Origin of the sequence: Celerinatantimonas yamalensis (assembly GCF_046054155.1) — a bacterium.
GTDB lineage: Bacteria > Pseudomonadota > Gammaproteobacteria > Enterobacterales > Celerinatantimonadaceae > Celerinatantimonas > Celerinatantimonas yamalensis.
Genome location: NZ_JBEQCT010000002.1, coordinates 219,988 through 235,010, shown reverse-complemented (window position 1 = coordinate 235,010; position 15,023 = coordinate 219,988). Strand labels below are relative to the sequence as shown.

10 protein-coding genes are annotated in these 15,023 nt (G+C 45.0%); 8 read left to right on the top strand and 2 right to left on the bottom strand.

Features of this window, described 5'->3' with window-relative positions:
- Window positions 1-19: 19 nt before the first annotated feature.
- The 3 genes from ABUE30_RS05580 to ABUE30_RS05570 all read left to right on the top strand — a co-directional run bounded on the left by ABUE30_RS05580 (window position 20) and on the right by ABUE30_RS05570 (window position 1,728).
- The gene (locus ABUE30_RS05580; protein ID WP_408622727.1) at window positions 20-445 is read left to right on the top strand and encodes a hypothetical protein; all 426 of its coding nucleotides are present in this window, start codon (window positions 20-22) and stop codon (window positions 443-445) included.
- A gap of 250 nt (window positions 446-695) precedes the next feature.
- Window positions 696-1,400, top strand: coding sequence for an AzlC family ABC transporter permease (locus ABUE30_RS05575; protein WP_408622726.1), 705 nt, complete (start codon window positions 696-698; stop codon window positions 1,398-1,400).
- Window positions 1,390-1,728: an AzlD domain-containing protein gene (locus ABUE30_RS05570; protein WP_408622725.1), complete on the top strand. Its 339-nt coding sequence runs from the start codon at window positions 1,390-1,392 to the stop codon at window positions 1,726-1,728. The genes ABUE30_RS05575 and ABUE30_RS05570 overlap by 11 nt, the downstream gene beginning before the upstream one ends.
- A 190-nt stretch (window positions 1,729-1,918) precedes the next feature.
- On the opposite strand, the gene ettA is transcribed toward ABUE30_RS05570, so the two are convergent.
- On the bottom strand, window positions 1,919-3,583 hold the full coding sequence (gene ettA, locus ABUE30_RS05565) for an energy-dependent translational throttle protein EttA (RefSeq protein ID WP_408622724.1): 1,665 nt from the start codon (window positions 3,581-3,583) through the stop codon (window positions 1,919-1,921).
- A 357-nt stretch (window positions 3,584-3,940) separates the two neighbouring features.
- On the opposite strand from ettA, the gene ABUE30_RS05560 reads away from it, so the two are divergent.
- Both ABUE30_RS05560 and ABUE30_RS05555 read left to right on the top strand, forming a co-directional pair.
- Window positions 3,941-4,087: a hypothetical protein gene (locus tag ABUE30_RS05560; protein WP_408622723.1), complete on the top strand. Its 147-nt coding sequence runs from the start codon at window positions 3,941-3,943 to the stop codon at window positions 4,085-4,087.
- A gap of 268 nt (window positions 4,088-4,355) precedes the next feature.
- Window positions 4,356-4,868, top strand: a complete 513-nt coding sequence (locus ABUE30_RS05555; protein ID WP_408622722.1) for an REP-associated tyrosine transposase — start codon at window positions 4,356-4,358, stop codon at window positions 4,866-4,868.
- Between the two features lie 1,580 nt (window positions 4,869-6,448).
- Here ABUE30_RS05555 and poxB read toward each other — a convergent pair.
- The gene (gene poxB / locus ABUE30_RS05550; protein WP_408622721.1) at window positions 6,449-8,173 is read right to left on the bottom strand and encodes a ubiquinone-dependent pyruvate dehydrogenase; all 1,725 of its coding nucleotides are present in this window, start codon (window positions 8,171-8,173) and stop codon (window positions 6,449-6,451) included.
- Between the two features lie 537 nt (window positions 8,174-8,710).
- Here poxB and ABUE30_RS05545 point away from each other — a divergent pair.
- The 3 genes from ABUE30_RS05545 (at window position 8,711) to ABUE30_RS05535 (ending at window position 14,973) form a co-directional block, all read left to right on the top strand.
- Window positions 8,711-9,877, top strand: coding sequence for a nucleotide sugar dehydrogenase (locus ABUE30_RS05545; protein WP_408622720.1), 1,167 nt, complete (start codon window positions 8,711-8,713; stop codon window positions 9,875-9,877).
- Window positions 9,878-10,939: 1,062 nt separating this feature from the next.
- Complete coding sequence (locus ABUE30_RS05540) at window positions 10,940-12,331, top strand: capsule assembly Wzi family protein (protein WP_408622719.1); 1,392 nt, start codon at window positions 10,940-10,942, stop codon at window positions 12,329-12,331.
- A 23-nt stretch (window positions 12,332-12,354) separates the two neighbouring features.
- Window positions 12,355-14,973 carry an SLBB domain-containing protein gene (locus ABUE30_RS05535; RefSeq protein WP_408622718.1) on the top strand — a complete coding sequence of 873 codons (2,619 nt, stop codon included), beginning with the start codon at window positions 12,355-12,357 and terminating at the stop codon, window positions 14,971-14,973.
- Window positions 14,974-15,023: the final 50 nt, after the last annotated feature.

Genomic DNA, 15,023 nt, shown 5'->3' with positions numbered 1-15,023 from the left:
ATCTAGGACAGACCTTAAGATGACCTATCGTAAAAGTTGGCTAATCATCGCCTTATGTTGGCTTGTTGCTGGCTGTCAAAGCCTTCCAACTCAGCCGCCCTTACGCTATCGGGTAATGACGATGAAATATGGTGTTAACAAGCAGTTGCCAGATGATGTGCGTTGTCAACGATTTCAACTTTCCCCTGCCGATGTGGTGAATTACTTTGAACATGCACAAGCCGTTAACCCGAGTATCTTTCGTCAATATGCAAAGGGGTCATCATGTTATTATCAAGGTTCATTGATGGTTGATGGGGATATTCAGCAGTGGATGATTACCGCCGCTGGCGTGGGGTATCTCAGCCGTGGGTTGACAAAAAATGAGCTGCGCCATTTTTTGTGCACAAAGAACTGCCATCAAGTATTCGGGTCACGTTTTCAAAGCTATGAGCTTGACGAGTAGCTGGCAATCGTAATGATAATCACGCAAGCAGCCGTGAGGCGATCAGTCTAAGTGAGACTGATGGCGCATAGTTTGATAGCGCAGGTTCAGACACAGTGTTTCAGACAAAATTGGATGGATATGACATTGTTAATGTTTATCATCTATATGTTAATCAATTAGATATATTCTAATGCAGAGCGTTAATTTCAGATTAAACACTAAAGCAAATTGTGCCATTGAGGCTTCTCGCCAATAAAGGAATATTGCATTGCGTTATGTTGCTGCGGGGCTACGGGATAGCCTTGCCATTGTTGCTGGGTATTTACCGGTTGGATTTTCATTTGGCTTAACCGCTCAACATGCGGGGTTGTCGCCGTGGATGACGATGGCTGTATCAATGTTTATCTACGCAGGGGCTAGCCAGTTTGTGCTTGTGGGGTTAGTGAGTGCAGGCGCAGGAATATTCAATACCTTATTGGCCATTTTGCTGATCAATGTGCGCCATCTCTTTTACGGGCCTGCAATTGCTCGTTTTTTTACGGCCACTAAAGAGCGCTTACCGCTAGCTGTTCTAGCCTATGGCCTAACGGATGAGGTATTTGCCAGTGCTAGTGGCCGAATGGCAGAAATTCCTTCTTCGGTACGCCGACGTTGGTTCTTTGGTGTTGCCTTAGGTGCTTATAGTGCTTGGTTGACTGGCACTGGGTTAGGTATTTTGTTAGGACAAAGCCTTACTGCAGGCCCTATGTGGTTAAACCAAACGGTGAGTTTTGTGCTGCCCGCTTTGTTTGTCAGTTTGTTACTGGAACTGATGCGTTCTGTGTCACTGGCCGTCATTGTTAGCGCTGCACTCATCACGTTAGTGTTATTACCATTTACCGCCGTGCATTGGGCCATGTTACTGGGTATGGCCGGTGGTGCATTTTTGGGCGTTCCCTCGATGAAAAAACAAGGTGCTCATGATGAATCATGAATTTTGGTGGATCATCTTAGGTGGTTGTATCGGAACCTATTTATTACGCTATTTACCCATGCGTCATGCTTTCCGGCGACATCAATCACAAGCTGAAATGAATGGCCTAACGCGATTTTTAATCGCCTTAGGCCCTTCGGCGATTACAGTCTTATTAGTGGCATCACTGTGGCCGATGTTGCGCGATTCAGGGCAGTGGCATAATGTGATTGAGATCAGTGTAGCGATTGTGGCGATTATTCGTGTGAAACGCCGTTGGGGCGGTATTGCCCTGCCGACTTTTAGCGGCGTGGGTGTTTTTGCGCTGGTTGCTTATTGGCTGGCGTGATGATGGCAATCGTACATTCATACGATCTCGGCATTCGCTGCGCTGCTACCGGGCTACATCAATCGATGAGTCTTAATTCAAACATCGTAGCCCGGATGCAATGAAATGGAATCCGGGAAACTTAATAAATTTAACCCGCTACTTTGCTGGATTAAACCCTCAATATTCCCCGTACCTACTGACAACTTTGCTAGAGGATTTTTTTGTATTTGATCCGATGTGGCTCGGCCGCTTCTGCGCCGAGGGTTTTCTTCAGCCATGCTTCATAATCAGTGAAGTTTCCTTCATAGAAATTGACTTGTCCTTCATCGCGATAATCCAAAATATGGGTTGAAATACGGTCAAGGAACCAGCGGTCATGAGAAATCACCATGGCGCAGCCAGCAAACTCTAACAAGGCATCTTCTAATGCCCGCAAAGTTTCTACATCTAAGTCATTGGTTGGTTCATCGAGCAATAATAAGTTACCGCCAGTTTGCAGCAATTTGGCTAGATGCAACCGACCACGTTCACCACCAGAGAGCTCGCCAACGCGTTTTTGCTGATCACTCCCTTTAAAGTTAAAGCGACCTACATAAGCACGGCTAGGAATGTCCATCGAGCCAATGCGCAGCATATCACTGCCACCGGAGACTTCTTCCCATACGGTTTTACTGTTATCCATCGAATCGCGGAACTGTTCCACCGCGGCGATCTGTACCGTATCACCAATTGTGATGGAACCACTATCAGGCTGTTCATGGCCAGAGATCATTTTAAATAAAGTTGACTTACCAGCTCCATTAGGGCCAATAATCCCAACAATCGCCCCTTTAGGAATGCTAAAGGATAGATCATTAATCAACACGCGCCCGTCAAACGATTTGGCTAAATGTTCGACATCAACGACCTTATCGCCCAAACGTTGCGCGGTTGGAATAAATAACTCGTTGGTTTCGTTACGCTTGGTATAGTCCTGATTGTTAAGCTCTTCAAAACGGGACATACGAGCTTTACTCTTCGCTTGGCGACCTTTGGGGTTAGAACGAACCCAATCTAATTCTTTTTGAATCGATTTCATACGAGCTTTTTCAGAAGAGGCCTCGTGTTCTAAGCGCGCTTCTTTTTGCTCAAGCCAAGAGGAGTAATTTCCTTCCCATGGGATCCCATGGCCGCGGTCGAGTTCTAAAATCCAGCCTGCAACGTTATCGAGGAAGTAGCGGTCATGGGTAATGGCAACCACGGTGCCTTCATAGTCTTTTAAGAAACGCTCCAGCCAAGCGACCGATTCGGCGTCTAAATGGTTGGTTGGTTCGTCAAGCAGTAACATATCGGGTTTTTCAAGGAGTAACCGACAGATAGCGACGCGGCGGCGCTCACCCCCTGAGAGATTCTTAATCACAGCATCCCAGGCGGGTAATCGGAGTGCATCAGCAGCGCGTTCTAACTGGTTATTCAAATTATGGCCATCGGATGTGGCGACAATTGCTTCGAGTTCTTGCTGGCGCTGCGCCAGTTTGTCGAAGTCAGCATCGGGGTCAGCATAAGCCGCATAGACCTCATCGAGCTCTTGTTGTGCGTTAATGACATGTGAGAGTGCTTCTTCAACAGTTTCACGCACAGTTTTTTCAAGATCAAGCTTAGGCTCTTGGGGAAGATAGCCAATACGAGTGCCCGGGTTTGCCCGAGCTTCCCCTTCATGTTCAGTATCAACCCCCGCCATAATACGCAGCAAGGTTGATTTGCCCGCACCGTTTAACCCTAAGACACCAATTTTTGCGCCAGGGAAAAAGCTCAGTGAAATATCTTTTAAGATGTGTCGCTTAGGCGGAACGATTTTACCAACACGATTCATGGTGTAGATAAATTGAGCCATATGAGCCAATCCTTTCAATTGAAAATGAGACGGTATTGTCATCGCTGATAACAACTAATTGTGCTCAAGTATACATGTAAATAGGCGCGCAGGTGTAGGGGGGTGTCGAATCCTCCTGACAAGCTACTTTAAACGATGAGTTTTAATTCAAACATCGTCCCCTGGATGCAATGAAATGGAATCCGGGATCCCAACTCGTTTGATCGTCGAACCTTGGGGATTAACTCACTATTCGCGGCACCCGCTACTCTGGTGGGTTAAATCCACAATGCTCCCGGAATTCGCTGCGCTACTACCGGGCTACGAAGAGAGGGTTGTTTAAAAATCAATGGTTAGTCGTAGCCCGGATGCAATGAAATGGAATCCGGGAAAACCAATCCGTTTTATCCTCGAACCTTGGGGATTCACCCACCATTTCCGGCATCCGCTACTTTGGTGGTTAAACTCACAATGCTCCCGACATCCGCTGCGCTGCTACCGGGCTACGAAGAGAGGGTTGTTTAAAAATCAATGGTTAGTCGTAGCCCGGATGCAATGAAATGGAATCCGGGAAAACCAATCCGTTTTATCCTCGAACCTTGGGGCTTCCCCCACCATTTCCGGCATCCGCTACTTTGGTGGTTAAAACTCACAGTGCTCCCGGCATTCGCTGCGCTGCTACCGGGCTACGAAGAGAGGTTTTTAATTTAACTTAAAAGGAAATGTGGAGAGCTGGCTACAAATCGATCATTTTATTTGATAAATTTAATAAAAAAATCAATAAGGGGTGTGAATGGTTTCCTATCGTCGAGTTTTTGTGCCTGGTGGGTGTTACTTTTTAACGTTAACTCTTGCCAATCGCCATTCGACTTTATTGACTGATCAGATCGGGCTACTAAAAGAATCTTTCAAGTACGCACTTTCTCGTTACCTATGCCATATACACGCTATTTCAATAATGCCTGAACATTTACACATGCTTATTCAACTGCCTGAGCAGCAGTGCTACTACCCCAAATTTGTTCAATCAATGAAAAGTCGATTTAGCAGGGGGCTGACTAAAAAATCCCCGACACAATGTCAACCTATTTGGCAATCTCGATATTGGGAACATTGTATTCGAGATGAATGTGATTGGTTAAATCATTTGGATTATATTCATCGAAATCCATACAAACATGGTTTAGTTAAGCAGGTCTCTGATTGGCCCTATTCGAGTTTTCATGCATATGTTAAAAAGGGGATATTACCTGATGATTGGTTAGGGGAAGAAGATGTAAATGGTGATTTTGGTGAATTGTCTTAGATCGATTGCCATATAAATTAAAGCTTATAAATGAGTCTCGCCCGGATGCAATGCAATGGAATCCGGGATCCTAACTCGTTTGATCGTCGAACCTAGGGGATTCACCCACCATTTCCGGCATCCGCTACTTTGGTGGTTAAAACTCACAATGCTCCCGGCATTCGCTGCGCTGCTACCGGGCTACATCAAACGCTGAGTCTTAATTCAAACATCGTAGCCTGGATGCAATGAAATGGAATCCGGGATCCTAACTCGTTTGATCGTCGAACCTAGGGGATTCACTCACGATTCGCGGCATCCGCTACTCTGGAAGGTTAAACTCACAATGCTCCCGGCATCCGCTGCGCTGCTACCGGGCTACGAAGAGAGGGTTGTTTAAAAATCAATGGTTAGTCGTAGCCTGGATGCAATGAAATGGAATCCGGGATCCTAACTCGTTTGATCATCGAACCTTGGGAATTCACTCACTATTCGCGGCATCCGCTACTCTGGAAGGTTAAACTCACAATGCTCCCGGCATCCGCTGCGCTGCTACCGGGCTACGAAGAGAGGGTTGTTTAAAAATCAATGGTTAGTCGTAGCCTAGATGCAATGAAATGGAATCCGGGATCCCAACTCGTTTGATCATCGAACCTTGGGGATTCACTCACGATTCGCGGCATCCGCTACTCTGGCAGGTTAAACTTATAATACTCTCGGCATCCGCTGCGCTGCTACCGGGCTACGAAGAGAGGGTTGTTTAAAAATCAATGGTTAGTCGTAGCCTGGATGCAATGAAATGGAATCCGGGATCCCAACTCGTTTGATCATCGAACCTTGGGAATTCACTCACGATTCGCGGCATCCGCTACTCTGGTGGGTTAAATCCACAATACCCCCGGCATCCGCTGCGCTGCTACCGGGCTACGAAGAGAGGGTTGTTTAAAAATCAATGGTTAGTCGTAGCTCGGATGCAATGAAATGGAATCCGGGAAAACCAATCCGTTTTATCCTCGAACCTTGGGGCTTCACCCACCATTTCCGGCATCCGCTACTCTGGTGGGTTAAAACTCACAATGCTCCCGGCATTCGCTGCGCTACTACCGGGCTACGAAGAGAGGGTTGTTTAAAAATCAATGGTTAGTCGTAGCCCGGATGCAATGAAATGGAATCCGGGATCCTAACTCGTTTGATCGTCGAACCTTGGGGATTCCCCCACGATTCGCGGCATCCGCTACTCTGGAAGGTTAAACTCACAATGCTCCCGGCATCCGCTGCGCTGCTACCGGGCTACGAAGAGAGGGTTGTTTAAAAATCAATGGTTAGTCGTAGCCTGGATGCAATGAAATGGAATCCGGGATCCTAACTCGTTTGATCGTCGAACCTAGGGGATTCACTCACGATTCGCGGCATCCGCTACTCTGGAAAGTTAAACTCACAATGCTCCCGGCATCCGCTGCGCTGCTACCGGGCTACGAAGAGAGGGTTGCTTAAAAATCAATGTAACCGTATCTAAATATCCGCTGATGCTGCCATTTGGCTACGATTACAAACTAAAAAGCCGCTCAATGAGCGGCTTTGATAACGACATGATTGATGATTTAGCGTAGCCAGTTGGTTTTACCTAATTCAACCAATTCACTGCCATCACCATTGAGTACGGCTTTCATCATATAGATGCTAAAGCCCTTCGCATGGGCAAATTTCACTTTGGGTGGAAGAGCAAGTTCTTGTTTAGCCGTGCGTACAGCTAATAAGAATGGGCCTTTGCTTTGCATCATTTGGTCAATGGCGCTAGGAAGCTGGTCGGGGTCATTGACCGCAGCACTTTCAATATTCATTGCTTTGGCAATATCGGCAAAATCAGGATTGTCTAAGTCAGTATCGCGAGAATAAAAGCCGCTGGCTTTCATTTCCATCGCAACAAAGCCTAATGAATGGTTGTCATACACGACGATTTTAATCGGAAGATTCAGTTGTTTGACAGTGAGTAGATCGCCCATCAGCATGCTTAACCCGCCATCGCCACACATCGCAATAACTTGACGATCACGATTCATCCCTTGGGCGCCAATAGATTGAGCCAGTGCATTGGCCATAGAGCCGTGGTTGAATGAGCCTAAAATCCGTCGTTTACCATTCATTTTCAGATAACGAGCTGCCCAAACTGTCGGTGTGCCAACATCACAGGTAAACACGGTGTCATCATCTGCTTTTTCACTGAGAAGGCGTGTTAAATATTGTGGGTGAACCACCCCTTTTTTATTGGTTTCATTGGCTAATTTATCTAAGCCTTTGCGTGCTTCCTGATAATGTTCGAGGGCTTTGTCTAAGAAACGTCGATCGGTCCGTACTTGCAACATAGGTAGCAGTTTATTCAGCGTTGCTTTGGTATCCCCGATCAATCCATAATCGATTTGGGTATGAGCGCCAAGTGCCCCAGATTTAATATCTAACTGGATGATGGTGGCATTTTCAGGATAAAATTCACGATAAGGGAAGGCACTGCCTAGGATGACCAATGTGGAAGCATTTTCCATGGCATGATAACCCGATGAAAAACCGATGAGCCCGGTCATGCCCACATCATACGGGTTGTCGTATTCAATGAACTCTTTGCCACGCATCGCGTGTACGATAGGTGCTTTTAACGTTTCGGCTAATTGCACCACTTCGTCATGGGCCCCTTTGCAACCTGCACCACATAGCAATGTAATATTTTGAGCTTGATTGAGCACCTTAGCAACAGCTGCTAGTTCATCATCAACTGGGGTTATAACAGGTAGTTTTGGAGTACGCCATTTGACCTTAGCCGTTTCAGGAATAGGCTGCAGCGAAATATCACCCGGTAACACAATAACAGCAACATCTTGCTCCAAAATTGCTTTACGCATGGCAATCTCTAAGACATAAGGCATCTGTTCAGGGTTACTGATGAGCTCACAATAGACACTGCATTCTTTGAACAGTTCTTGGGGATGCGTTTCTTGAAAGTAACCTGAACCAATTTCATGAGATGGAATGTGACTAGCAATCGCTAATGTAGGCACATGACTGCGATGGCAATCAAACAAGCCATTGATTAAATGCATATTACCTGGCCCACATGAGCCAGCGCAGACCACCAGTTCATCACTGAGCTGGCCTTCAGCGCCAGTAGCAAAGGCGGCAACTTCTTCATGACGGGTCGGCATCCACTCAACTTCTTGTCGCCGCTGCAGGCTGTCACTCAGCCCATTTAATGAATCTCCAGTAACCCCCCAAATGCGTTTAATGCCTGCTTGAGTCAATACTTCGGCGATGTAATCGGCAATACTTTGTTTCATTGCGAGCCTCTTATCGATGTATAGTTAAAAACCATTTCACACCAGTGGGAAGAGATCCCTTGTCGCAGAACGCTGAGCATAGTATCGATACTATTTTCGTCGTTAAGTCCTGGCTAAAAGCGCAGGATTAGGTCGGGCTTGTCATTATGCAAGCCGCAGGCCCAATTCACGGGAGTCAGGTTGACGCCAGTGTACTGTGCCGGTGTAGTTGTGCTCATCTTAACCATTAACGTGATCTAGTTCAAACTTTTATCAAAAAAATTGTATTGACAATATTGTTTTTTAAACGTTTGTTTTTATTGCTTATATCGAGTTGACCATACTATTGCCATACAATTTATTGCGACATAATGAACGCATTAACACTAAAAATGTTATTCATCAAATATAAATAGCAGGTAACTATTGAAGTTTCCAATAGATCCAGTATGTTTTACTCAAATTATATTGATGCCTATGCTGCTATCATACCTTGTCGTATTGAGTTCCCTCTAAGCATTAAGCCGCTTATTATTAATTTATCTAAAGAGTTTAAATATGAAAATAGCAATTGCGGGTACCGGGTATGTTGGTTTATCCAACGCGATGTTGCTCTCTCAGCACCATGATGTGACAGCTGTCGACATTATTCCTGAGAAGGTTGAACTGCTGAATCAAAAAAAATCTCCGATTGTCGACCGCGAAATATCAGATTTTTTAAGCAATAAAACCATCAGTTTCTCAGCGACGCTTGATGGCGATTCAGCCTATCAAGATGCTGATTTTGTGATTATTGCGACCCCGACCGATTACGATCCTACCACTAATTATTTTAATACGAGTTCCATTGAAGCGGTGATCAAACAGGTATTAGTGATTAATCCGCGTGCGGTGATGGTGATAAAATCAACTATTCCAGTGGGATATACGGCGCAACTGAAAGAACAGTTTGGTTGTGACAATATTATTTTTTCGCCTGAGTTTTTACGTGAAGGCAGTGCATTGTATGACAACTTGTATCCATCTCGGATTATTGTAGGGGAACGAAGTGAGCGCGCACGTACTTTTGCCAATCTATTACTTGAAGGGGCTTATAAAAAGGATGTCCCTGTTCTGTTCACTGACCCCACTGAAGCTGAAGCGATCAAATTATTTGCCAACACCTACTTGGCGATGCGAGTGGCCTATTTTAATGAACTAGACACCTACGCATTGACGTATGGGCTAAGTACTCAACAAATTATTGAAGGGGTTGGGCTGGATCCTCGCATTGGGAGCCACTACAACAATCCATCGTTTGGGTATGGCGGCTACTGTTTACCGAAAGATACGAAGCAGCTGCTCGCTAACTATGATGAAGTCCCGAATACTTTGATTCGAGCGATTGTTGATGCCAATACCACTCGCAAAGACTTTATTGCTGATTCGATATTGGCCAAACAGCCTAAAATTGTGGGCGTGTATCGATTAATTATGAAATCAGGGTCGGATAATTTTCGCGCATCGGCGATGCAAGGTGTGATGAAACGCATCAAAGCGAAAGGCATAAAAGTCGTTGTGTATGAACCTGTGCTCGATGATGACGAGTTTTTCAACTCGAGAGTGATCCGTGATCTAGCCGAATTTAAGACCATGAGTGACGTGATTATCACGAACCGGATGAGCAAAGAGCTTAGTGATGTGGCGCACAAGGTTTATACGCGCGACTTATTTGGTGCTGACTAATCAACCATCCTACCTTATTTTTATTTGCGAGCAGCACCACCGTGTTGCTCGATTACTCCTTATAGCCCTTGCCATTATCTTATCGAACCATTCAATCCCTCTAAGATGCCGGAGTGCATGAATTTGCATCCATGCTCAACGATCGTCGATTATCGTATGCTCACCGATATGCCGGTAGCTTGCTCTGTCGCTAGGAACATCGGCTCATTAGACAGAATCAGATCGCATATAAGTGAACGCTTATATAATATTTCAGTATATTATTGATAATAATGAATGCCATGACTAGAGTTAGGCGATAGCAATTATTGATATTTACTATTGTGGTGGCGGTATTTGTGTATTATGCACATTTAAAAAATAGAATGAATCGCCCCCAATATCTATTGGGTTATTTTAAGATGTTAGACACAAGGTTTTACCTATGATGGATGTAAGATGATGACCTGTTCAGTTGTAGGGAATACACGCAGGTGAAATGTTACATTGTTGTATTTATTACTTATTGATGAGTTTAATTGGGTAAAGAATCGTCAAAATAACAATGAACTATACTATTGGTTATAATCATAAAAATCATAATATTTTGATTTTATTTGTTTTTTATAAAAATTATGTTTTTTCTATGACAGACCGATGATACTTTTTTGTCACTTCCTACATCGCATATTATGTGTATAAAAGCACGTGATGACACCTCGGTTGAGCTTTATTTTAATAAATTATCTGTGTAGTATAACAAAGCTATATTTTCCAGGATGGAATTAAGGCCTAGGTGCCTGAAATATAGGCTTTTAATGATAATCTTCCATCCTCATTTAAAAAATTGCCTTGTTTCTTAACTAAATGAGAATAAGGCAACATTGTTTTTATTGCTTTCTGGGAGCTAAACCTAGGGGCGGTAGCGTGTCTTAGAAAATAAAATGGTATGTGCTGATCAATATAAATGGTTAAACGGTCACCCCCATCGTTAACTTTTATCGTGTCGGTTAACGCCGCCTTACAAATCTGGTTGGTTTCAATATCAACACTCTATGTTTTGCGATTGTGGACTCATTCTCTATGAACAATATCCATTTTAAGCGATTGAACAAAAATCGACTTGCTCCCGCAGGGCTCGCTTTATCTGCTTGTTTGAGCGTTTTTGTCAGCTTTTTGGCCACAGCATCCCCATGGCTGGAACCTGATAATGCATATCTTCGCTCAGATTTGCAGGCTCTGGCTGATGCCGGGTTGATTCATACCCCCATTAATACATACCCACTGCGGTGGTCTGGTATTGATAGCGATTTACAAGATATTGATACTCGTCAATTGTCACCCGCACTTCGTCAATCCTATGCACACATTACCTATGCGATTCAAGGTGCGCTCATTGATCGCGGCAATCGACAGTTTAAAGCAAGCTATGCGAAAACCCCGCGAGATGATTCAAGCTTTGCCGCTCCACTCACGCAAAAATGGCAAGCTCTCTCTAGTTATGAACTCACATCGCATCATTATGCCTTTCGCTTAGCGGCAAACTATCATCGTGGCCCTAACAAATTTGGTCATGAAAAGAACGAATTCTCACTTGATAATAGCTATATCGCTTTTAATGCGGGTAATGCCAGTATCTCGTTGGGGTCTGTTCAGCGTTGGTGGGGGCCAACTTGGATTTACAACTTAGCATGGGGACATACCCGCGGGACGATTCCGGGCGTTGATTTAGCGTATGATGCATACAATTGGCCTGTAATCGGTAGTTGGCATGTTGAAACCTTTATCGGTAGTCAGAGAACTCCAAATAACAATCAAAAACAATGGTCAAGTCGTCTTGAGTTTGCACCAGTAAGCTGGCTAAACCTTGGGATGAGTTATCAAAAATGGTTTAGTAAAAGTGGTCTGACTGGTTATGTGACTGGGCCTATCCAATCCGATGCGAATCAGCAAGACCAATATAGCGGTGACATTCGTTTAAGTCTTCCTAGTATCAATGTTGGGCAAACAACAGTGACCCAAAGTGTGTACGCCCAAGGCGCAACACTCATTAATGATCAATCGTTAGGTTCAACCGTATTAGGGTGGCAAAGCCAATTTAACATAGGGGAGCAGTATCTGCGCTGGATCGTTGAAGTGAAAAATTTAACCGCAGATGCTAAGCAGCAGTGGCAGCAAGGGCTCGCCAATCGAAGCGAAGAAGCGGGGCTGCATAATCAATTGGCAGTGAATAATGGCGATGTGGGTGAGTCTAAAACAATCAAATTATTATGGGTAAGCCCAACTGATTGGGAATGGACGCTGCAAGGTCAACGCTATCAAACTGTGAATGAACAAAACAAGAACCGTATGAGTGCATCGGTTGAACTGCCGCTTGCCAATAGCCGCTTGACCATAGGCTCCGATTATAACGCGTCTGCATCCGCAGGTGTTGATCAGTGGAACTACTGGGGTAGTTGGGACTTTCGTTTTTAATTTTAGTGGATTGGATATAATTAATGAAAATAGCGACAATAACGTGGACCTTACTTTTCTCAGCATTGATAAGTTACACCGCCAGCGCGGCTAACTTCTCAGCGGCGCAAATTGCCCAATTTAAACAACTTCCCCAAGCTGAACAACAAGCACTTGCGAAACAATATGGGGTTGATCTATCAAGTTTAACTGGTGGGAGTGACGCATCGCAAAAAACGCCCGCTCAGTCAACCATTGAACCCCGTAAATTAGATACTGCGCCAGCCAAGGCTAGTGAGCCTCAGACTAACTCTAATGGGTTGATTGATTTTGGCTATGACTTATTTGCAAGCCAACCCTCAAGTTATACGCCAGTGGATGATCTACCCGTTCCAAACAATTACCTGATCGCCCCAGGCGATGAGATTGATATCCAACTGTTTGGCAGCCAAAACCAGAGCTATCAGTTGGATGTAGGGCGAGACGGCGCAGTACAGTTTCCACAACTGGGCCCCATTCATGTGGCGGGACAAACCTTTAAAGAGTTAAAGGCCAATCTGACCCATCGGATTAAAAAACAAATATTGGGTGTGGATTTGTCAATATCACTGGGGTCGCTACGCACCATGCAGGTGTATGTTACTGGGGATGTTTATCAACCGGGCGCATACAACATTCCCAGCTTAGCGACGGTGACTCAAGCGTTGATTGCTGCGGGGGGATTTCGTAAAACGGGTTCTTTGCGCACAATTGTCATTCGCCGTAACCACAAAGTAATTGATCGTTTAGATCTGTATGATTTACTGTTAGAGGGAAAAACCAATCATGATATCCGTTTAGAATCTGGGGATACGGTATTTGTGGGGGCCAAAGGGGCGAGTGCATCGATTAGTGGCCAAGTTAGACGTCCAGCCGTGTATGAAATAAAACCGGGTGAAACACTGGGTCGTCTCCTCAAAGATGCGGGGGGAAGTAGCGCGGCTGCTTATTTACAGCAGGTTGAGATTAAGCGTTTTCAAGCAGATGGCGTGCATGTGATCACCGCTGACTTAAGTCGTGCGAAAGGTCGTGACCTTGTTTTAAAAGATGGCGATAGCATTCGTATTCATCGGGTGAGTGACCAATTGCAAAATGTGGTCATGATACGCGGTGCGGTGACACGCCAAGGCGCATATGCCTTTCATCAAGGGATGAAAATATCCGATCTCTTTACCAATGCTAGCGATGATCTATTGCCAAACACGGATCAAAATTATGCTTTATTGGTGAGAGAAATAGACCCAGAACACCACATTAAAGTACTGCAATTTAATTTAGGCGATGCCATTCGCTCACCTCTAGGTAAACAAAACTTAACGCTGCAAGATAATGATCAACTTTTTGTCTTTGCTGATGCGTTAAATGTTAAGGCGTGGGAAGAACCGTCAGCGAAACCTTTGGTTAATCAGCATGCTGCAGCGAACTCAAATGATGCAACGAACGCTGTAACCATCAACCCTGACAGCGGCGTTCAAGTTGTGAACGATAAAAAGCCGCAACCGCATTTTCTTGATCACTCGGGTAATCAGCAAGAGGCTGCTGGGCCTGATTCAAGACAAAATCTGTTGCAACCTATTTTGCAACGCTTACAACAGCAAGCCGTAAATGGCGAGCCATTGCAAGAGTATGTGATTAGCGGCTCTGTTCCATACCCTGGAACTTATCCGTTAGTGGAAGGGGCGACCTTAAAAGATGCCGTTGCCGCAGCCGGTGGCCTATTAGAGTCTGCTGCAAAAGATGAGGCTGAATTAACCCGTTCAGTGGTGATGCCAGGTAAAATTTCGTTGTATCACCAACGTTTTGACTTGGTCAAAACACTGACAGGTCAAGCGCCCGATTTTGCGCTGCAATCTAAAGATCGCATTGAAATTCAGCGCAAGACGAATTGGACGGTTGATAATACGGTTGAAATTCAAGGTGAAGTGAACCATCCCGGCATTTATACCATTGGTAAAGGTGAAAGTATTGCGGACTTAGTCGCTCGAGCAGGCGGTTTAACCCAATATGCTTATCCGCAAGGGGCTATTTTTAGTCGCGCAATATTACGCGCCCAAGAGCAGCAGCGTATGAAAATGCTCGCTGATAATTTGCGCCAAGAGATTGCATCATTAGCACTGCGCCGGCAAACGACCTCTGCCCAGTATACGACGAGCCCAACCGATGCCTTAAAAGTAGTAGATGATCTCAATAGTGTTCCAGCGATGGGGCGCTTGGTGATCAACCTACCTAAAATTTTACGGGGTAATGAGAATGACGATGTATCGCTGGAAAATGGTGACAAACTGTATATTCCACCTAAACGGAATACCATCTCGGTGATGGGGCAAGTGCAACTGGCCAGTAACTTTACCTTTGATCCATCGAAATCGGTGCAGCAGTATATTGATATGGCCGGTGGTGAGAAAAAACAAGCCGATGATGAGCGAATCTATGTGATCCGTGCTAATGGGGCGGTAATGTTACCGAACCAATCGTATTGGTTTGCGCGTAGCAGTAAACCATTACAGCCGGGTGATACCATTATTGTGCCGATCAATACCGACTACTTAGACGGGTTAAGTACCTTAAGCACCGCAACTCAGATCATGTATCAACTGGGTGTAGCTTGGAAAGCAGTCAAATAAAAATGGCGATTTTTGTAGCCTGGGTAACGCGAAGCGAAACCCAGGATCTC